The organism is Methylobacterium sp. 13MFTsu3.1M2 (assembly GCF_900112625.1).
Lineage (GTDB): Bacteria > Pseudomonadota > Alphaproteobacteria > Rhizobiales > Beijerinckiaceae > Methylobacterium.
In genome coordinates this window covers 111033-129895 of the sequence record NZ_FOMM01000012.1, presented here as the reverse complement: position 1 = coordinate 129895, position 18863 = coordinate 111033, and the positions used below count along the sequence as shown (strand labels likewise).

Sequence of the window (18863 nt, the reverse complement as noted above, 5' to 3'; positions counted from 1 at the left end):
TGGTCCCGCATCGTCTTCCCGAGGACGGGCAGGCGCCGCTCAGGGGACGATCGAGGAACGGCGCATGCACGGAGAATTCCAGAAGATCGACAGCGGGCTGCTCTCGGACCGGATCCGCGACGCGCTCACCGACGCCATCGCGTCGGGAACGATCGCGGCCGGCACAGCCCTCGACGAGCAGAACCTCGCCGATCGCTACGGCGCATCGCGCACGCCCGTCCGTGAGGCGCTGCGCCAGCTCGCGGCCTCGGGCCTCGTGGAGATCCGGCCCCGGCGGGGCGTGGTGGTGGCGCGCCTGACGCCGCAGCGGATCGCCGACATGTTCGAGACGACCGCCGAGATCGAGGCGATGTGCGCCCGGCTAGCCACCTACCGGATGACGCCCCTCGAGCGCGGGGAGCTGATGGAGCTCCACGAGGAATCCGCCAAGGCGGTCGAGGCGGGTGACGTCGACGCCTACGACCGATTCAACCGCGCCTTCCACGAGGCACTCTACACGGCGACGCACAACGGCTTCATGGCCGAGCAGGCCCTGGCGATCCGCGAGCGGCTGGCCGCGTTCCGGCGCACGCAGCTCCGCCACGCCGACCGGATCCGCCGATCGCGGGAGGAGCACGGCGAGATCCTGTCGGCCATCGCAGAGGGGGACGGCGAGACGGCCGCCCGTCGCATGCGCGCCCACATGCTCAGGGCCGCGGCGGCGCTGGGGCGCTACATCGCCGAGACGGAGTGACGGGCCGGCGCGGGTTCAGAGCCGCGCGACGGCGTCGCGCACCGTGGACCGGTAGGGCGTCGTCGGCCTGCCGATCAGCGCGCTCAGCTGACGCGTGTCGTCGTTGAGGGCGCCGCGGGCCGCGGCCGCGTCCGAGTCGGCGAGCAGCGCCGCGAAGTCCGCCGGCATCCCGGCGCCGACCAGCGCCGCCTCGTACTCGGCCTGCGGCAGATCGCGGTACGCGACCGGCTTGCCGGCGGCCGCAGGGATCGCCGCGGCGAACTCGGTCAGCGTGTAGGCCTCGTCGCCCGCCAGCTCGTAGACGCGGCCGCCCTGCCCGTCGCCGGTGAGAACCGAGGCCGCCGCCGCGGCGTAGTCGGCCCGCGCGGCCGAGGCGATGCGCCCGTCGCCCGCGCAGCCGAGGACGGCGCCGTGGGCGAGCGCCGGCGCGATCCCCGCGGCGTAGTTCTCCGTGTACCAGCCGTTGCGCAGCAGGACGAACGGCACGCCGGAGGCTTCGAGCAGCCGCTCGGTCCCGCGATGCTCCTCGGCCAGGGCGAGTGCCGACGTGTCGGCGTGCAGGACGCTCGTGTAGGCGATCAGGCCGACACCGACCCGCTTGGCGCTGTCGATGACGTTGCGATGCTGCGCCACGCGCCGGCCGATCTCGCTCGACGAGATCAGCAGGAGACGCTGGATGCCCTCGAGCGCCGCGTCCAGGCTCGTCGGGTCCGCGTAGTCGGCCCGTCGGACCGCGACGCCGAGACTTCGCAGGCTCCGTGCAGCCTCGCCCTCGGTGTCGCGCGCGCCGGCTACCACCGCGCTGGCCGGTACGCGCTGCAGGAGCGCCGCGACGACTTGGCGGCCGAGTTGGCCCGTGGCGCCGGTCACGAAGTAGGTCGGCTGACTGGTCGGGCTCATGCTCGCTCCTCATGGTTCAATATCGGAGCAAGGTCACTAGATGAGACCGCCAGCGCGGTGAAGGAGGCAGGATTTTGGGACCAGGTGACTCGGAGGAAACCGCGGTGCCGCTCGCCCGCGCCGAGCTGGCGGCCAAGTACGCGGCCTGGCAGGCCGGAACCCTCGATCCGGCGGCGTGCCCGGTGCGGGACGTGCTGGATCGGGTCGGCGACAAGTGGTCGATGCTGCTCCTGATCGCCCTGGCCGACGGGCCGCACCGGTTCAGCGCCCTCCTCCGGACGCTGCCCGACATCTCGAAGCGGATGCTGACGCAGACGCTCCGGGACCTGGAGCGGGACGGTTTCGTGGCGCGGACGGTATTCCCGACGAAGCCGCCCAGCGTCGAGTACCGGCTCACGGATCTCGGGGCCGCCTTGCTCGAGCCGCTGGCGCGCCTCGTCCAATGGGCGGAGGAGCGTCACCGCGCGATCCGGGCGGCGCGGACCCGGTTCGACGCAGCGCCCCTCTAGGAGCGTCGCGCGCGGCCTGCCTCGGCTTCTTCAGGACGTCGGGCCTCGCGCTGTCCGCCCGCGCGAAGAGGGTCAAGCCCGCGGCGCCGATCCGCCGAGGGCGTCGGCGAGCCGCCCGATATGCTCGGCCGCCCGACCGATCCCGAACGCCGCGCGCTCGGCATCCTCTGTCCGCCCCCGCTCCGCGGTCTCGGCGGCGGCGCGCAGCTCCGCCACGTTGCTCTCCAGCGACGCGATCCGCGACCGCAGTTCTGCGAGTTCGTCGGCGATGGTCAGCGCCGCCATGACCTGCAGGCGCATGTCGCCGATCTCGCCGAAGCTCTTGCGCATCTCGCCGATGCGCCCGTCGAGGAGGGCGGCGAGACCGGTGAGATGCGCCTCCTCACCCTCGCCGCAGGCCATGCGGTAGCTGCGGCCGTCGATGGTCACGTTGATCTGCGGCAAGGATCGCTCCGGTGGTCGCTCCGACAGGCTTGAGCGGTGGTGTCAGGCGCGTCCGAGCACATCCTGAACGGTCTCGATGGCCCGGTCGAGCCGGTGGCCGACCTCCCCGGTCGTCGCCGAGACCGTGGCGAGGCGGGCGCTCGCCGCGTCCAGGGCGGCCGCGAGCCGGGCCCGGTCCTCGTCCATCAGGGCGAGTTCCGCGTCCCGGTCGTCGGGCTGCGCGTCTGTCTCGAGGCGATGCTGGACGACGGCGTCGAGGCGGTTGATCGCCGCTTCGAGCCGGTTGAGGGCGTCGTCGATGGAACGGGTCTCGGTCTCGTCGGCCATGGTTCTTCGTGTATCCCGACGCGAAGCTTTCCGTCGAATGCAGGCGAAATTCCAGCGCGAAAACGCGTTCGATCCCCGATCCGGTCGCTGATCGAATGGATCGTCGCGATCCCTGTTTATTGGTCGGTGGATCGAAGGTCTTTGTCACAGCCACGCGTTTGACAGGTCGAGGCGCCATGCTAGACAGCCGCGCGATCCCGAGAGGGACCGCGCGAGACATGCCGGAGGGCCGGTCCGCGACAGTTCCGAGGCCTCAGCCAGCACCGTCCGAATTGACGGTCACGGGCGTGGAAGCCCGGCCTCTCCCGGTCCGGTTCATCGCAGGTTCAAACCCGCCCGCCCAGATCCCGCCCGGCCCGGCCCGGACGGTACGGCGGGCCGCCGAGACCGCTCCGCGGACCGCCCCCCTGAGGTCCGGCGCGCGGCGAGCCGCATCAGGAAGGAGTCACGCCGTGACGAAGGTTGCCATCAACGGGTTCGGGCGCATCGGCCGCAACGTCCTGCGCGCGATCGCGGAAGCCGGCCGCAGCGACATCGAGGTCGTGGCGATCAACGATCTCGGCCCGGTGGAGACCAACGCCCACCTGCTCCGCTACGATTCCGTGCACGGCCGCTTTCCCGGCGAGGTCGCGGTCGACGGCGAGTTCCTCGTGGTCAACGGCAAGCGCATCAAGGTGACGGCCGTGCGCAACCCGGCCGAGCTGCCGCACCGCGACCTCGGCGTCGACATCGCCCTGGAATGCACCGGCATCTTCACCTCGAAGGACAAGGCGAAGGCCCATCTCGACGCCGGCGCCAAGCGCGTTCTCGTCTCGGCCCCGGCCGACGGCGCCGACCTGACGGTGGTCTACGGCGTCAATCACGACAAGCTCACGGGCGAGCACCACGTGGTGTCGAACGCTTCCTGCACCACGAACTGCCTCGCCCCGGTGGCGAAGGTGCTGGACGAGGCCGTCGGCATCGAGCGCGGCTTCATGACCACGATCCACTCCTACACCAACGACCAGCCCTCGCTGGACCAGATGCACAAGGATCTCTACCGGGCCCGCGCCGCGGCGCTCTCGATGATCCCGACCTCGACCGGCGCCGCCAAGGCCGTCGGCCTCGTGCTCCCGGAGCTCAAGGGCAAGCTCGACGGCACCGCGATCCGCGTGCCGACCCCGAACGTCTCGGCGGTCGACCTCGTGTTCACGGCCAAGCGCGCCACCACGGTTCAGGAGATCAACGACGCCATCAAGGCGGCCGCCTCCGGCCCGCTCAAGGGCGTCCTCGGCGTCACCGACCGGCCGAACGTCTCGATCGACTTCAACCACGATCCGCACTCGTCGACCTTCCACCTCGACCAGACCAAGGTCATGGACGGCGTGCTGGTGCGCATCCTGACCTGGTACGACAACGAGTGGGGCTTCTCGAACCGCATGGCCGACACGGCCGTGGCGATGGCCAAGCTCATCTGAGCCGGACTTCAGCGGTCGCCGCCTCCCTTGAGGCCGGCGGCCGCACCTCTCTTCGGACGGCCTTTCTTCGAACCAGGGACTCTCCAGGGATGACCGACGCTTCGCAGGGCACGTCGAGCGGGCCGGCTGCCGTGCCGCCCGCCCCCAGGCCGGCTCCGCCGCCGCCCACCACCCAGACCGCACCACCTCCCGTGGCGACCGCCGCGCCCGCCGCCTCCGCGCTCCCGTCCCACGCGCTCCCGGCCAACCAGCTCTTCGATCAGCTCGCGCGCATCGAGGACAAGTGCTCGCGCATCGAGGACAAGTACGCCCGCTCCGAGGCGCTGCTGTCCCGCGTCGAGGACAAGGTCGAGAACGCGGCGAACCGGATGAACGAGTCCGCCCGCCAGTCCGACCTCGCCGCGCTCCGCACGGAGATGCGCGGCCTCGCCGAGCGCACCCGGCGCCTGCCCGGGACCGGCGCCCTCGTCCTCACCGCCGTGATCACCGCCATCCTGACCGTGGTCCTGATGGTCGCCGTCCAGCGGCTCAACCTCGACCGCCTACTGCCGCAGCGGGCCACCATCGGCACCACCGCGCAGTAACCGCCCCGCCCCGAACAGGACCGCACCAGACCGTATGAGCGCCTTCCGCACCCTCGACGATGCCGGCTCCCTCAAGGGCAAGCGGGTCCTCATGCGCGTCGACCTGAACGTGCCCATGGAGAACGGGCGGGTGACCGACGCGACCCGCATCGAGCGTGTCGCGCCGACGATCCGCGAGGTCGCCGAGCAGGGTGCCAAAGTGATCCTGCTCGCCCATTTCGGCCGCCCGAAGGGCAAGCGCGAGCCGAAGGATTCGCTGGAGCCGGTGGTCCCCGCCCTCGGCGCGGCCCTCGGGCGCAGCGTCGCGTTCGCGGCGGACTGCGTCGGCGACGCGGCCGCGCAGGCGGTGGCGGCCCTAAAGGACGGCGATGTCCTCCTGCTCGAGAACACCCGCTACCACGCGGGCGAGGAGAAGAACGACGCGGCCTTCGCGGACGCCCTGGCGGCGAACGGCGACGTCTACGTCAACGAGGCCTTCTCGGCGGCTCACCGCGCGCACGCCTCCACCGAGGGTCTGGCGCACCGGCTGCCGGCCTACGCGGGCCGCGAGATGCAGGCCGAACTCGACGCGCTGACCAAGGGCCTGGAATCGCCCCAGCGCCCGGTGATCGCGCTGGTCGGCGGCGCCAAGGTCTCCTCAAAGATCGACCTCCTCGAGAACCTCGTCGCCAAGGTCGACATGCTGGTGATCGGCGGCGGCATGGCCAACACCTTCCTGCACGCGCAGGGCAAGGCGGTGGGCAAGTCCCTCTGCGAGAAGGATCTCGCAGAGACCGCCACGCGCATCCTGGCAGCGGCCGAGAAGGCCGGCTGCCGGATCATCCTGCCGGTCGATGCCGTCGCCGCGACCGAATTCAAGGCGCAGGCCCCGCACGAGACTGTGCCGGTCGATGCCGTGCCGGACGCGAGCATGATCCTCGACGCCGGTCCGCGCTCGGTCGCCGAGATCAACGCCGCCATCGACGGGGCAAAGACCCTGGTGTGGAACGGCCCGCTGGGCGCCTTCGAGCTCGCCCCGTTCGACGCCGCGACCGTAGCCGCCGCCAAGCACGCGGCGTCCCAGACCAAGGCCGGCCAGCTCGTCTCGGTGGCGGGCGGCGGAGACACGGTGGCCGCACTCAACCACGCCGGCGTGGCGCAGGACTTCACCTACGTCTCGACCGCCGGCGGCGCGTTCCTCGAGTGGCTGGAAGGCAAGGCCCTCCCGGGCGTCGAGGCGCTGCGGGCGAAGGGCTGAGACGGCCGCCTTGCTCTCCTCCCCCTTCGACCGAGCCCTATCTACGGTACCGGCCTCCATCGGCTGGGGGGCCGAGTCGATCGGTGACGACGTGGCGAACGCGACCTTCGAGATCCTGAAGGGCATCCGGGCGCGCGTGGCGATGCCGGCTATGGCGGGCGGCTTCGACGCGCGTGTCAGCGCGATCGCGGAGGCCGTCGTTGCCCTGGAGAACCGGTCCGGGTGCCGATCATCCGCCGAAAGAATGCCCTGCGCCGCGTCGGAGATTGACCGAAAGCAAGGCACTCGGCAGAGCGACACGATACAGCTCAGCTGAGGGCCTGACGGCAACTCCGGCGATCGGGCGGACGACGAAACGGGAAACGGGAAGACACGCACGATGGCACGCATCACCCTCCGGCAGCTCCTCGATCACGCCGCTGAGTACGAGTACGGCGTGCCCGCCTTCAACCTGAACAACATGGAGCAGGGGCTCGCCATCATGGCGGCCGCCGACGCCACCGACTCGCCGGTGATCCTCCAGGCGAGCCGCGGCGCCCGCGCGTACGCCAACGACGTCGTGCTCGCGAAGCTGATCGACGGCCTCGTCGAGATCTACCCGCACATCCCGGTCTGCATGCATCTCGACCACGGCAACAACGAAGCCACCTGCGCCACCGCCATCCAGTACGGCTTCACCTCGGTGATGATGGACGGCTCGCTGAAGGCCGACGGCAAGACCCCGGCCGATTACAACTACAACGTCGAGATCACCCGCAACGTCACCAAGATGGCCCATTGGGCCGGCGTCTCGGTCGAGGGCGAGCTGGGCGTGCTCGGCTCGCTGGAGAGCGGCCAGGGCGAGGCCGAGGACGGCCACGGCGCCGAGGGCACCCTCAGCCACGACCAGCTCCTGACCGACCCGGACGAGGCGGTGAAGTTCGTCGAGGCGACCAAGGTGGACGCGCTGGCGGTCGCCATGGGCACGAGCCACGGCGCCTACAAGTTCACCCGCAAGCCCGACGGCGAGGTGCTGGCGATGAACGTGATCGAGGAGATCCACCGCCGCCTGCCGACGACCCACCTCGTCATGCACGGCTCCTCCTCGGTGCCGCAGGACCTACAGGACATCATCAACCAGTACGGCGGCCAGATGAAGCCGACCTGGGGCGTCCCGGTCGAGGAGATCCAGCGCGGCATCAAGCACGGTGTGCGCAAGATTAACATCGACACCGACAACCGCATGGCGATGACCGGCCAGATCCGGAAGGTGCTCACCGAGAACCCCTCCGAGTTCGATCCGCGCAAGTACCTGAAGCCCGCCATGGACGCGATGACGAAGCTCTGCAAGCAGCGCTTCGAGGAGTTTAACACCGCCGGGAAAGGCTCGAAGCTCCGCCCGATCTCCGTCGCCGAGATGGCCAAGCGCTACGCCAGCGGCGCCCTCGACCCGAAAATCGGCCCGCAGTAGGCGCGGGTTCTCGGCTTCCATGAGCAACAGCGCCCGTCTCGCCCTGCTCGGACCGCACGGTCTCGACGCGGAGGGCATCGCGGATTTCGTGACGGCCCTGAAGGCCGCCTGCGAAGCCGGCGACGTCGCCGCCGTGATCCTGCGGCTCGCCGCCACCGACGAGCGCGGGCTGACGGCGCGCGTCAAGTCGGTTGCCCCGATCGTGCAGGAGCGCGGCGCGGCGCTGGTCGTCGCCTGCCCGGGCTTCGCTGGCGACCTCGCCACGGTGGCGATCCGCGGCGGGGCCGACGGCATCCACGTCGACAAGCCGCGCGACCTGAAGGACCTGCGCGGCCGGCTCCGGGACGGCCGCATCCTCGGCGCGGGCGGCTTGGAGACCAAGCACGGCGCGATGGAGGCCGGCGAGGCCGGCATCGACTACCTGATGTTCGGCGGCCTGTACCCGGACGGCGTCGCCACTGATGCGGAGACGGTCCGGGCCCGCGCCGCGTGGTGGGCCGAGATCTTCGAGACGCCCTGCATCGCGGTGGCCGCCGCCGCCGACGAGATCGCGCCGCTCGCCGCGACGGGCGCGGAATTCGTCGGCCTGGAGAGCGGCCTCTGGCTGCAGGATTCGGGCGCGGTCGAGCGGGCCCAGCGCGCCGTCCGGGAGATCGAGGCGTGAGGGGCCGCGACCTTCGCTTGGCGGCTGCTCTCGCCGGGGCCGCGCTGCTGGCGGCGCCGGCCTGGGCGGCCTCGGGGCCGGCCGATCCGGCCCGGACCGCGGCGCCCGGCTCGCTCGGACCCGCGGCGCAGACCGGCAAGGCGTCGATGCCTGAGCTGCCGAGCCCCTACACGCCGAACTACGCGCGGGGCGCCGTGCCGCCGCCGGGCAGCCAGCCGCCGGATTTCGCCTACGGCGCCTACCAGAAGGGCCAGTACGTCACCGCCTTCCGCGAGGCGACGAAGCGCATCGAGGCGAATCCCAAGGACGCCGCCGCCATGACGCTGCTCGGGGAGCTGTACAATCAGGGCCTCGGCGTGAAGCAGGATCCGGTGAAGGCGGCCGACTGGTATCGCCTGGCCGCGGCGCAGAACGACGCCTCCGCCATGGCGTCCCTCGGGTTGATGGCCCTCGACGGCCGCGGCATGCCGAAGGACCCGAAGGGCGGGCGGCGCTGGCTCGAGCAGGCGACGGCCCAAGGTTCGCCGACCGCGGCCTACAATCTCGGCCTGATCCTGATCGGCACCGGCGCGACCGCCGACGAGGCGGCAGCGGCGGCGCAGTTCCGCAAGGCGGCCGACGCCGAGATCGGCCCGGCCCAGCACGACCTCGGCGTGCTCTACCTGCAGGGCCGCGGCGTGCCCAAGGACCCGTCGAAGGCCGCGGAGCTGTTCCGGCGCGGCGCCGACAACGGCGATCTCGCCAGCGAGGTCGAGTACGCGATCCTGCTGTTCAACGGCACCGGCGTCACCAAGGACGAGCGGGCGGCCGCGCGGTACTTCCTGCACGCGGCCTCGCGCGGCAACGCCATCGCGCAGAACCGCGTCGCGCGGCTCTACGCCGTGGGTCGCGGCGTCGCCAAGAATCCCGTGGAGGCGGCCGCCTGGAACCTCGCGGCGGCCGGACAGGGCCTGTCCGACGCGTGGCTGGATCAGACCCTCTCCGGTCTCTCGGCCGACGAGCGCACCCGGGCGGAGCGTCTCGCCAACGAGCGGATCGAGCAGCGCTGAGCCGCTAGACCTCGGCCTTCGACCAGTCGACGCCGGCCTCGAGGTGCGGCAGCAGGACGACGCTCTCCTGCTCGTTCGGGTCCGTCCGAGCGATCACCGCGGTGACGGGCTCTGTCTGGCTGCGGTTGTAGGGCAGGTGCGGCACGTCGGCGGCGATGTAGACGAACTCGCCGGCGCCCGCGATCGCGTGGTTCTCCAGCCGCTCGCCCCAGAAGCAGCCGGACACGCCCGACAGCACGTAGATCGCCGTCTCGTGGGATTCGTGCTTGTGAGCGTGGGCCCGCTCCCCGGGCGGGATCTCCAAGAGCTGCATGTGCAGCGCCTTCGAATCCACGGACTCGGCCGAGACGGCCGGTCGGTAGATGTGCCCCTGCTTGCCGCGGAACGGCGCACTCTCGCGCACCACCCGGAACCCCTGCTTCTCCGTGCCGGACGCGGAACTCATGGACCTTCCTCCACTCTGAAGGCGGGATCGACGGGGATCTGCATGCCGTTGACCAGCGCGTTCGTCTGGTTGGCCATCCCGACGACCGCCAGGAACTCGCCGTGCTGGGCCTCCGTCAAGCCCTTGGCCCGCGCCGCCGCGGTGTGGGAATGGATGCAATAGGGGCAGCCATTCGCGATCGAGACCGCGATGTAGACCAGTTCCTTGGTCAGGGGATCGAGAGTACCCGGGCCCATGACGGCCTTGAGCGTCGACCAGGTCCGCTCCAGCAGTGCCGGATCGTTGGCCAGGCCCCGCCAGAAATTGTTGACGAAGTCGGATCCGCGGGTCGCCCGGATGTCAGCGAAGACCGCGCGGACGCGCGGGTCGGCCTCGGCCTCGGAATCGGACCAGAGTTTCACGGTCGCCATCGCAGTCCCTTCCTCGAAGCTCGCGCCGTCAGAGCCTGCACGCCTCCTCGAGCGCCCGGTTCTCCGCCTCGGAGAACAGGCGCGAGCGGATGTGGAAGCGCTTCTCCCGACCGTTCTCCAGCGAGAACATGCCACCGCGGCCCGGCACCACGTCGAGGATCAGGTGCGTGTGCTTCCAGACCTCGAACTGCGACCGGCTGATGTAGAAGTCCGCGCCGCCGACGGTGCCGAGATGGACGTCGCCGTCGCTCACCAGGAAATCGCCGACGGGATAGCACATGGGAGACGAGCCGTCGCAACAGCCACCCGACTGGTGGAACATGACCGGACCGTACTCGCCCCGCAGCTCGTCGATCAGCGCGAGGGCCGCCGGGGTTGCGGTGACCCGCAGCGGCGTCCCGTCGGCGCCGGCCTGCTCGGCGACATTGGCGTCCACACTCTGCTCCGAACTCATGCGATCCTCCCGGTCGATGCCTGAATATGCGTGCGCGCCGGCCGGTTTCCACTGCGGCGCCCTCCGGAGCGCGGAGTGCATGGTCACCGGGTCCGGGATCGAAAAAGCCCCGGCCTTGCGGCCGGGGCTGAAGTTGTCTCGGGGGTTGACCCGGGAAGAAACTCAGAAGAACCCGAGCTTCTTGGCCGAGTAGCTGACCAGCATGTTCTTGGTCTGCTGGTAGTGATCGAGCATCATCTTGTGGGTCTCGCGGCCGATGCCGGACTGCTTGTAGCCGCCGAAGGCCGCGTGGGCCGGGTAGGCGTGGTAGCAATTCGTCCAGACGCGGCCGGCCTGGATCGCCCGGCCGAAGCGGTAGGCGCGGGTCCCGTCGCGGGTCCAGACGCCGGCGCCGAGGCCGTAGAGCGTGTCGTTGGCGATGGAGAGCGCCTCGGCATCGTCCTTGAAGGTGGTGACCGACAGGACCGGCCCGAAGATCTCCTCCTGGAAAATGCGCATCTTGTTGTGGCCGCGGAACACGGTCGGCTTCACGTAGAAGCCCTCGGCGAACTCGCCGTCCTTGACGTTCCGCTCGCCGCCCGTGAGCAGCTGCGCGCCCTCCTGCCGGCCGATGTCGATGTAGGAGAGGATCTTCTCCATCTGCTCGCCGGAGGCCTGGGCGCCGATCATCGTGGCCGGATCCAGCGGCGAGCCCTGGGTGATCGCCTCGACGCGCTTCACCGCGCGCTCCATGAACCGGTCGTAGATCGACTCGTGCACGAGCGCGCGGCTCGGGCAGGTGCAGACCTCGCCCTGGTTGAGGGCGAACATCGTGAAGCCCTCGAGGGCCTTGTCGAGGAAGTCGTCGTCCTCGTTCGCCACGTCGGCGAAGAAGATGTTCGGCGACTTGCCGCCGAGTTCCAGCGTCACCGGGATCAGGTTCTGTGACGCGTACTGCATGATGAGGCGGCCGGTGGTCGTCTCACCCGTGAAGGCGATCTTGGCGATCCGCGGCGACGAGGCGAGCGGCTTGCCGGCCTCGAGGCCGAAGCCGTTGACGATGTTCAGCACGCCCGGGGGCAGCAGGTCGCCGACGATCTCGGCCAGCACCAGCACCGAGGCGGGGGTCTGCTCGGCGGGCTTCAGGACCACGCAGTTGCCGGCGGCGAGCGCCGGGGCGAGCTTCCACACCGCCATCAGGATCGGGAAGTTCCACGGGATGATCTGGCCGACGACGCCCAGCGGCTCGTGGAAGTGGTAGGCGACCGTGTCGTGGTCGATCTCGGAGATCGAGCCTTCCTGCGCCCGCACGCAGCCGGCGAAGTAGCGGAAATGGTCGATCGCCAGCGGGATGTCCGCGTGGGTCGTCTCGCGGATCGGCTTGCCGTTGTCCCAGGTCTCGGCCAGGGCGAGCAGATCGAGGTTCTCCTCCATCCGGTCGGCCATCTTGAGGAGGATGCGGGCGCGCTCGGCCGGCGCCGTCTGGCCCCAGGCCTCCCGGGCGGCGTGGGCGGCGTCGAGGGCCTTCTCGACGTCCTGGGCGTCGGAGCGGGCGACCTCGCACACCACCTTGCCGGTGATCGGCGAGGTGTTCTCGAAGTAGCGGCCGGCCGCGGGGGCGACCCACTGGCCGCCGATGAAGTTGTCGTAGCGGGCCGAGAAGGGCGACTTGACCTTCGAGTCGCCGAGGAATTCCGGCTTGTTCATCGCTGTGTTCCCTCCGTGGGCCCCGGCCTCGCGAACCGCGGCTCTTGGGCTTAAGCTGGCGCTCGGGCGACCGATCCTGGGGGCCGCATCCGCTTCCGCTCTGTTCGCAGCCAATGGCTTTTGGCCTGCCGAATCAAGGTGGACTTTTGGCCAGTGCGCGAGTGCGCCGATCCTACGCGCTTCCCGGCATCACCGCGAGCGGGCAAAAGAGCCTCGTCTCCGGCACCGTCCGGCCGGCCGCCGCGCGACGATCGGCCGGACCCGGCGACCGGCCGAATCGATGATGTGCCGAATCGGCGCGCCGTTCCTCATCCGAGCAGGGCCAGCGGAACGGACGCCGCCGCGAGCGGGAGCGCCGCCAGGGCCGCGTTCCGCAGCCACGTGGGCCGGTACGCGACGATCGCCACCACGGCGAGGGCGGAGCCCGTCAGCGATCCGACCCACTGCACCGGGCCGAAATTCCAGCCCCCCGCCGCGACGGCCGCCGCGAACGAGAGGCCGAGCCCGCACCAGCCCGCCATCCGCAGGCTGCCGACCCGCGCCTTCGGCACGCCGACGCGGTAGGCGGCCCGGTGGTGCCGGTCGAGGCTGAGGGCCAGGGCCGCGAAGCCCGAGAAGCTCAGGAGCAGGCTGAGGATCAGCGCGGCGGCTGTCATGCTTCGACCGTCCGGGACAGGGTTACCTTGGCCGGACGGGCCGCGGCCACGTCCCGCCGCGTGGCCAGCCGGGCCGCGAGGCCGAGCGCGAGGCCGACGGCGGCCATGGCGGCGTCGAAGGCGAGGAAGCGCTGCTGGCCGATGAGGATCACGTCCACCAGCGGGATCGCCAGGAAGGCGCAGGCCGGCACCGCCAGGGCGAGCGACCACGCGCGCCGTCGCGGGTACAGGGACGCCGCGAGGGCGGCCACGAGCCAGGCGGCGAAGAAGGCGCGCACCTCCCAGTCCGCCCGGGCCCCGAGCCCGTCGGGCAGCAGACGGTTCGCCAGGAAATACGCGGCGAGGCCCACCGGCAGACCCGCAATGGTGCCGAGGTTGAGGAACCGCACGAGACGCAGGCCGAAACCCTCGGGATCCGCGCTCTTCGGCGCCCGGGCCACGGTCCAGAGCACGAGGCCGCTGGCGACCGTGGCGGCACCCATCACGCCGCAGAGGAAGAACAGGAGGCGCAGGGGCGCGGCGGCGAAGTGCGCCTCGTGCAGCCCCACCATCACGGCCCCGGTCCGGGTCGCCGCGCCGGCCTCGCCGACCCGGGCGATCTCCGAACCAGTATCGGCCGCGTAGGCGATCTGCGGGTGCAGGTGCGCGAGCCCGTGCGGCTCCTCGAAATACGCTGTCACGGTGGCGCCGGCGTCGCCCGGCCGCGTGACCAGCACCACCTCGGGCACCTCGTCCCCGGCGGCCGTCGCGCGGGCGACGATCTCGCCGAGCGGCAGCGGCGTGCCGGGGTGCCCGACCGGGGCCGCGCCCGGGATCGCCAGGCCGGCCTCGGCGTAGTAGCGCAGCACGTCGTCGCCGTAGACGGCCTTCATGCCCCAGGGCATCAGCATCGCCGACAGGGTGACGAGGCCCGTGTAGACGATCATCAGGTGGAACGGCAGCGCCAGGACGCCGGCCACGTTGTGGGCGTCGAGCCAGCCGCGCTGCGCAGAGCGGTCGCGCCGGAAGGTGAAGAAGTCGGCGAAGATGCGCCGGTGCGTCACGATCCCGGAAATCAGCGCGATCAGCAGGACCATGGCGCAGGCCGAGACGATCCAGCGACCCCAGATCGGCGGCAGGCTCAGCTCGAAGTGGAATCGGTAGAGGAAGTCGCCGCCGCGCGTGTCGCGGATGCGCGCGGGCTCGCCCGTGGCGGGATCGAGGAGCGCGTGGTGGAACGGGCCACCCGGACGCGGCCACCAGTAGACCTCGACGGCCGGGGTCTCGGCATTCGGCAGCTTGACCGACCATCCGGCCGCGTCCGGCATGGTCCGGCGCAGGAACGCCCCGGCCCGCGTCGCCGCTGCGGCGGGATCCGGTGCGGTCGCGGACAGTTCGGGCCGCATCCAGTGCGAGATGTCGGTGCGGTAATAGCTGGCGGTGCCGGTGACGAAGATCGCGAACAGCACCCAGCCGACCACGAGGCCGGACCACGTGTGCAGCCACGCCATCGCCTGGCGGACACTCCGCGCCGGGCTCACGCGGCCGCCCCGTGCGCGAAGGCGCCGGCGAGCCACAGGGCACCGGTCAGCAGGAGCGCCGTCAGGCCCAGGACGACGGCCGCCCGGCCGAGCGTGCGGGCCGCGAACACCCAGATCGCCGCCGCCGCCATGATGGCGAAGCTCGCCAGCGTCCCGGCCGAGACCGCCTCGGCCCGCGGGAAGGGAAGAATCAGGGCCAGCAGCGCGCTCGACAGGGCGGCGACCCCGTAGCCGCCGAGGATCGCGAGCAGTACCCGGCCGGCGACCGCCGCGCGGTTTGCCAGCGTCGGCATGGCGCGGGCGCTCATGGCGCCATCCCTCGTTCCCGTGAGCCCATGGCGCGACGTACCAGCGGTCCGGGCCGCCGCGCAACGCCTATGTTCCGGAACGATTCCAGTGTGAAAAGAGGCGTTTAGGACGCCGGAAAGCGGCGCGCTCCGAGGTCGGATCCGACGCTCGCCGCCCCGCGCTACGGGCCGGCGGTTCCCGACGCGCCGTCGCGGCTCGGCCTGCGGATCGCCACCGCCGCATTCCGCGCGCTCGGCGGCAGATCGGCCCCGGGATCGGGTTTGCTGAACGCCGCGGCCGATCCGGACGCCGGGCCGACCGCGCGGCCGTCGCGCGCGTGTCCCCAGCCGTAGCCGGCGTTGATCCCCGCGTAGAAGCCCGTGAAGTCTTCCGCTCGCGCAGTTCCCGCGAGCAGCACCAGGGCCGTGGACAGCACAAGGCGGCGCATCGATCGTCCCCGAACGAGAAAGGCGGCGGCCCCGCTCGGAGCCGCCGCCTCATGATCTTCGCGGAACGCGGCGGCAAAGAGACCGCCGCGGGATCCTCAATCCTCGACGTTGATGCTCTGGGCCTCACGACCCTTCTGGCCCTCGACCACGCCGAGCGTGACCTGCTGGCCCTCGGCGAGCGAATCGAGACCGGCGCGGGACAGCGCGGAGCGGTGCACGAACACGTCCTTGCCGCCGTCGTTGACCGAGACGAAGCCGAAGCCCTTGGCGGGATCGTACCACTTCACGGTGCCGCTCATCTCGACCGACGGGCCGCTGGCGAAACGGCCACCGCCGCCACCACCGCCGCCGCCGTAGCCGCCGCCGCCGCCGCCGTAACCACCGCGATCGCGGTCGCCGTAGCCGCCGCCGGCCCCGGCGCCGAAGCCGCCGGTGCGCGGACGGAACTCACGCCGGGGCGCGGGCGCCTCGGCCGTGGAGGTGTCGACGCTGGTGACGCTCGTGACCTGGGGGCCCTTCTGACCCTGGGCCGTCGTGACCGTCAGCCGGGTGCCCGGCATCAGATCGTCGTGCCCGGCCGCCTCGACAGCGCGGATGTGGAGGAAGGCATCGCCCGAACCGTCGCCGAGTTCGACGAAGCCGAAGCCCTTCTCCTTGTTGAACCACTTGACCGTCGCATCACGCTCCGGTCCGGACGCGACGGGAGCCGCGCCACGCGACGGGCCGCGATCGAAACCGCCCCCGCCGAAACCACCGCCGCCACCGCCGAAACCGCCGCCGCCGTATCCGCCGCTGGGGGGAGCCTGATCAGGCCATCTCGGCTCGCCACTCTCGTCGAAGCCGCGCTTCTGCGGCCCTCTGAAATCACGACCACGTCCCATAGAAAGCTCGCAAAAACCGTCCGCCGCCCTTGTCTCGAATACCGCGTGCGCGCCATCCCAGACAGCCCACGCCCCGCACTATCATTACCCCAGGTCGCGGTAACCAAGAATAACGCCCCAGTCCTGACGCAATCGGGCCTTGACCGCAAGGACCTTCTTGGCTCAGAGGCGCCCGTTTCGTTACTTTCTTGCGGCAAACAACGGAGTCCGCCCCCGCTCCCGGGCCGGCCCTTTCTCATTCGAGGGAAGGCGTTAGCGAAACGCAAAGGCTGTCCGGCTAGACTCGGCCCCGCGCCCCGCAGAACCGGCCGGCCATGATCGCGACACCGACTTTCCCCGATCTCTCCGCTCTTGTGGTCGACGAGAGTCTCTACATCCGCCGAATCGTGCGCGACATGCTGATGCGCGTGGGCATCAAGCGCGTGCTGGAGGCGCCGGACGGGGCCGAGGCGCTGGGCGTGCTCGCCGAGAGCAAGCCCGACATCAGCATCATCGACTGGGACCTGTCGATCCTGTCGGGCGAGGAGTTCATCCGGCTCGCGCGGACCCCGACCACCTCCCCCTGCCCCACGATCCCGATCATCCTGATGCTGGCCCAGCCCCGCCGGAACGTGGTCGACCGGGCGGTGGCGCTCGGCGTCAACGAGATCATCGCCAAGCCGTTCTCGCCCAAGACCCTGTGGTCGCGGCTGGACGAGGTGATCAACCGGCCCCGCCCCTACTCGCAGGTGAAGAGTCTCCTGCGCCCGATCCCGCGCCGGGCCAGCGCGATGAAGGCCGTCGCCTGAGCGCGACCGCGATGGGGCGTTGCAGTTCCCCGCCGAGCCTGTAGGGTCGCAGTTCAACAGAGTCCGAGCGCGCTGCTCAGGGCCGACCCGAAGGATCGACGGCCGCGCCGATGAGGGACGAGACCGCCGCGGCCGCGCCGTCCCGAATCCAGACCGGCGCGGTGCCGCTCCAGACGCAAGCCCCCGTGCCGGGCCGCGAGCGTCGCCGCGCCGCCTACGCGGCGCTCGACCTCGGCACCAACAATTGCCGCCTGCTGGTCGCGGAGCCGACCTTCAGCGGCTTCCGCGTGATCGACGCGTTCTCGCGGATCGTGCGCCTCGGCGAGGGCCTCGGCACGTCCGACCGCCTGAGCGAGGCGGCGATCGAGCGGACCGTGGAGGCCCTGCGGATCTGCCGGGCCAAGATGCAGGCCCGCGGGGTGCAGCGGGCCAAGATCATCGCCACGGAGGCCTGCCGCCTCGCGGTGAATGGCGCCGCCTTCGTGGAGCGTGTCCGCCGCGGCGTGGGTCTCGACCTCGAGATCGTCGACCGGCAGACGGAGGCGTATCTCGCGGTCACCGGCTGCGCGGCGCTCGCGGACCCGCTGGCCGAATCGGTCATCATCTTCGACATCGGCGGCGGCTCGACCGAGATCGCGTGGCTGGACGGGGCGGCCGCCAACCCGTCGACCGACCCGACGCTGCGGATCCGGGCCTGGGATTCGCTGCCGGTCGGCGTGGTCACGCTCGCCGAGCGGCACGGCGGCGCCGAGGTCACCCGGCGCATGTTCGAGGGCATGGTCGAGGAGGTGGCCGAGAAGCTCTCGGCCTTCGCGCTCCGCGCCGCGCCCGCGGCGACGGCGCCGCATTTCCACCTGCTCGGCACGTCCGGCACCGTGACGACCATCGCGGCGATGCATCTGCGCCTCGCCCGCTACGAGCGTCGGCGGGTCGACGGGCTGTGGATGAGCGACGACGCGGTCTCGACCGCGATCGACGACCTGCTCGACACGCGCCTGGAGCAGCGCGCCGACAACCCCTGCATCGGCCGCGACCGCGCCGATCTCGTGCTCGCGGGCTGCGCGATCCTCGAGGCGATCCGCAGGGCGTTCCCCTCGGAGCGCCTGCGCATCGCCGACCGCGGCCTGCGCGAAGGATTGCTGATGAACATGATGCGGGAGGACGGGGTCTGGAACCGGAAGGCGGTCCGATGAGGGCGGCGCGATGAGCGACCGGCGCGGCGGCGCGAGTTCCGGCGGCGGTGTCCGGGGCGAACTGAAGCAGCGGGTGAAGACCGGCCGCGGACGGACCCTGTCCCAGAAGCGCTGGCTCGAGCGCCAGCTCAACGATCCCTACGTGGCCCGCGCCAAGCGCGAGGGCTACCGGTCGCGGGCGGCCTACAAACTCCTGGAGATCGACGAGCGCTACAAGCTCCTGCGGCCCGGCCAGAAGATCGTGGACCTCGGCGCCGCGCCGGGGGGCTGGTCGCAGGTGGCCGCGCGGGTGGTCGGGCCGACGGGCCGCGTCGTGGGCATCGATCTCCTGGAGATCGAGCCGATGGCCGGGGTCGAGTTCATCACCCTGGACTTCCTCGACCCCGAGGCGCCTGACCGGCTGACCGGCATGCTCGGCGGCCCCGCCGACCTCGTCATGTCCGACATGGCCGCCAACGCCACCGGCCACAAGAAGACCGACCACCTGCGGATCATCGGCCTCGCCGAGACGGCGGCGGAGTTCGCCCGCGAGATCCTGGGCCCCGGGGGCGCCTACCTCGCCAAGGTGCTCCAGGGCGGCACCGAGGGCGCGCTGCTCACGGACCTGAAGCGCGACTTCGCCACGGTCCGGCACGTCAAGCCGGCCGCGAGCCGGGCCGATTCGAGCGAGCTCTACGTCCTCGCGACCGGCTACCGGGGTGCGCCGGGCCGGGCCGCGTCCGCCGACGAGGGCTGAGCC

24 protein-coding genes are annotated in these 18863 nt (G+C 71.2%); 12 read left to right on the top strand and 12 right to left on the bottom strand.

Annotation, left to right across the window (positions count from 1 at the left end; translation table 11 throughout):
- Positions 1-64 precede the first annotated feature (64 nt).
- Positions 65-733 carry a GntR family transcriptional regulator gene (locus tag BM314_RS13380; RefSeq protein WP_091978420.1) on the top strand — a complete coding sequence of 223 codons (669 nt, stop codon included), beginning with the start codon at positions 65-67 and terminating at the stop codon, positions 731-733.
- A 15-nt stretch (positions 734-748) separates the two neighbouring features.
- On the opposite strand, the gene BM314_RS13375 is transcribed toward BM314_RS13380, so the two are convergent.
- Positions 749-1633: an NmrA family NAD(P)-binding protein gene (locus BM314_RS13375; RefSeq protein WP_091978419.1), complete on the bottom strand. Its 885-nt coding sequence runs from the start codon at positions 1631-1633 to the stop codon at positions 749-751.
- Between the two features lie 74 nt (positions 1634-1707).
- On the opposite strand from BM314_RS13375, the gene BM314_RS13370 reads away from it, so the two are divergent.
- Positions 1708-2142, top strand: coding sequence for a winged helix-turn-helix transcriptional regulator (locus BM314_RS13370; protein ID WP_091978418.1), 435 nt, complete (start codon positions 1708-1710; stop codon positions 2140-2142).
- A gap of 72 nt (positions 2143-2214) precedes the next feature.
- Here BM314_RS13370 and BM314_RS13365 read toward each other — a convergent pair whose 3' ends face one another.
- Positions 2215-2586 carry a cell division protein ZapA gene (locus BM314_RS13365; RefSeq protein WP_091978417.1) on the bottom strand — a complete coding sequence of 124 codons (372 nt, stop codon included), beginning with the start codon at positions 2584-2586 and terminating at the stop codon, positions 2215-2217.
- Positions 2587-2628: 42 nt separating this feature from the next.
- Positions 2629-2913 carry a DUF4164 family protein gene (locus tag BM314_RS13360; RefSeq protein ID WP_091978416.1) on the bottom strand — a complete coding sequence of 95 codons (285 nt, stop codon included), beginning with the start codon at positions 2911-2913 and terminating at the stop codon, positions 2629-2631.
- Between the two features lie 452 nt (positions 2914-3365).
- On the opposite strand from BM314_RS13360, the gene gap reads away from it, so the two are divergent.
- From gap to BM314_RS13325, 7 genes are all read left to right on the top strand, one after another.
- Positions 3366-4370 carry a type I glyceraldehyde-3-phosphate dehydrogenase gene (gene gap, locus BM314_RS13355; protein WP_012317185.1) on the top strand — a complete coding sequence of 335 codons (1005 nt, stop codon included), beginning with the start codon at positions 3366-3368 and terminating at the stop codon, positions 4368-4370.
- Positions 4371-4459: 89 nt separating this feature from the next.
- The gene (locus BM314_RS13350) at positions 4460-4954 is read left to right on the top strand and encodes a hypothetical protein (protein ID WP_026604681.1); all 495 of its coding nucleotides are present in this window, start codon (positions 4460-4462) and stop codon (positions 4952-4954) included.
- Between the two features lie 34 nt (positions 4955-4988).
- A complete protein-coding gene (locus BM314_RS13345; protein ID WP_091677914.1) occupies positions 4989-6191 on the top strand; it encodes a phosphoglycerate kinase in 1203 nt (400 codons plus the stop codon).
- A 10-nt stretch (positions 6192-6201) separates the two neighbouring features.
- Positions 6202-6507, top strand: a complete 306-nt coding sequence (locus BM314_RS13340; protein WP_091978415.1) for a hypothetical protein — start codon at positions 6202-6204, stop codon at positions 6505-6507.
- A gap of 63 nt (positions 6508-6570) precedes the next feature.
- Positions 6571-7641 carry a class II fructose-bisphosphate aldolase gene (gene fba, locus BM314_RS13335; protein ID WP_091978414.1) on the top strand — a complete coding sequence of 357 codons (1071 nt, stop codon included), beginning with the start codon at positions 6571-6573 and terminating at the stop codon, positions 7639-7641.
- Between the two features lie 19 nt (positions 7642-7660).
- Complete coding sequence (locus BM314_RS13330; protein ID WP_091978413.1) at positions 7661-8305, top strand: thiamine phosphate synthase; 645 nt, start codon at positions 7661-7663, stop codon at positions 8303-8305.
- Between the two features lie 17 nt (positions 8306-8322).
- Entirely contained in the window at positions 8323-9354 is a 1032-nt protein-coding gene (locus tag BM314_RS13325) for a tetratricopeptide repeat protein (RefSeq protein WP_020091524.1), read from the top strand.
- 4 nt (positions 9355-9358) lie between these two features.
- Here BM314_RS13325 and BM314_RS13320 read toward each other — a convergent pair whose 3' ends face one another.
- The 9 genes from BM314_RS13320 to BM314_RS31270 form a co-directional block, all read right to left on the bottom strand.
- Positions 9359-9799, bottom strand: coding sequence for a cupin domain-containing protein (locus BM314_RS13320; protein ID WP_091978412.1), 441 nt, complete (start codon positions 9797-9799; stop codon positions 9359-9361).
- The gene (locus tag BM314_RS13315; RefSeq protein WP_091978411.1) at positions 9796-10209 is read right to left on the bottom strand and encodes a carboxymuconolactone decarboxylase family protein; all 414 of its coding nucleotides are present in this window, start codon (positions 10207-10209) and stop codon (positions 9796-9798) included. Before BM314_RS13315 ends, BM314_RS13320 begins: the two co-directional genes overlap by 4 nt.
- Before the next feature lie 28 nt (positions 10210-10237).
- Positions 10238-10663 (bottom strand): DUF779 domain-containing protein, encoded by a 426-nt coding sequence (locus tag BM314_RS13310; RefSeq protein WP_026604679.1) that lies wholly within the window; start codon positions 10661-10663, stop codon positions 10238-10240.
- 162 nt (positions 10664-10825) lie between these two features.
- On the bottom strand, positions 10826-12349 hold the full coding sequence (gene adh, locus BM314_RS13305; protein WP_020091519.1) for an aldehyde dehydrogenase: 1524 nt from the start codon (positions 12347-12349) through the stop codon (positions 10826-10828).
- Positions 12350-12657: 308 nt separating this feature from the next.
- Positions 12658-13005: a DUF3325 domain-containing protein gene (locus tag BM314_RS13300; RefSeq protein ID WP_020091518.1), complete on the bottom strand. Its 348-nt coding sequence runs from the start codon at positions 13003-13005 to the stop codon at positions 12658-12660.
- Positions 13002-14495, bottom strand: coding sequence for a PepSY-associated TM helix domain-containing protein (locus BM314_RS13295; protein WP_091978410.1), 1494 nt, complete (start codon positions 14493-14495; stop codon positions 13002-13004). The genes BM314_RS13300 and BM314_RS13295 overlap by 4 nt, the downstream gene beginning before the upstream one ends.
- Before the next feature lie 26 nt (positions 14496-14521).
- Positions 14522-14833 (bottom strand): iron transporter, encoded by a 312-nt coding sequence (locus BM314_RS13290; protein ID WP_091978409.1) that lies wholly within the window; start codon positions 14831-14833, stop codon positions 14522-14524.
- A 161-nt stretch (positions 14834-14994) separates the two neighbouring features.
- Positions 14995-15261, bottom strand: a complete 267-nt coding sequence (locus tag BM314_RS13285) for a hypothetical protein (protein ID WP_056521820.1) — start codon at positions 15259-15261, stop codon at positions 14995-14997.
- 96 nt (positions 15262-15357) lie between these two features.
- A complete protein-coding gene (locus BM314_RS31270) occupies positions 15358-16143 on the bottom strand; it encodes a cold-shock protein (RefSeq protein ID WP_091978408.1) in 786 nt (261 codons plus the stop codon).
- A 314-nt stretch (positions 16144-16457) separates the two neighbouring features.
- Between BM314_RS31270 and BM314_RS13275 the strand changes: the two genes are divergently transcribed.
- The 3 genes from BM314_RS13275 to BM314_RS13265 all read left to right on the top strand — a co-directional run bounded on the left by BM314_RS13275 (position 16458) and on the right by BM314_RS13265 (position 18860).
- Positions 16458-16931 carry a response regulator gene (locus BM314_RS13275; RefSeq protein ID WP_012317168.1) on the top strand — a complete coding sequence of 158 codons (474 nt, stop codon included), beginning with the start codon at positions 16458-16460 and terminating at the stop codon, positions 16929-16931.
- A 110-nt stretch (positions 16932-17041) separates the two neighbouring features.
- Complete coding sequence (locus BM314_RS13270) at positions 17042-18124, top strand: Ppx/GppA phosphatase family protein (RefSeq protein ID WP_020091512.1); 1083 nt, start codon at positions 17042-17044, stop codon at positions 18122-18124.
- A gap of 10 nt (positions 18125-18134) precedes the next feature.
- A complete protein-coding gene (locus tag BM314_RS13265; protein ID WP_020091511.1) occupies positions 18135-18860 on the top strand; it encodes an RlmE family RNA methyltransferase in 726 nt (241 codons plus the stop codon).
- Positions 18861-18863 lie beyond the last annotated feature (3 nt).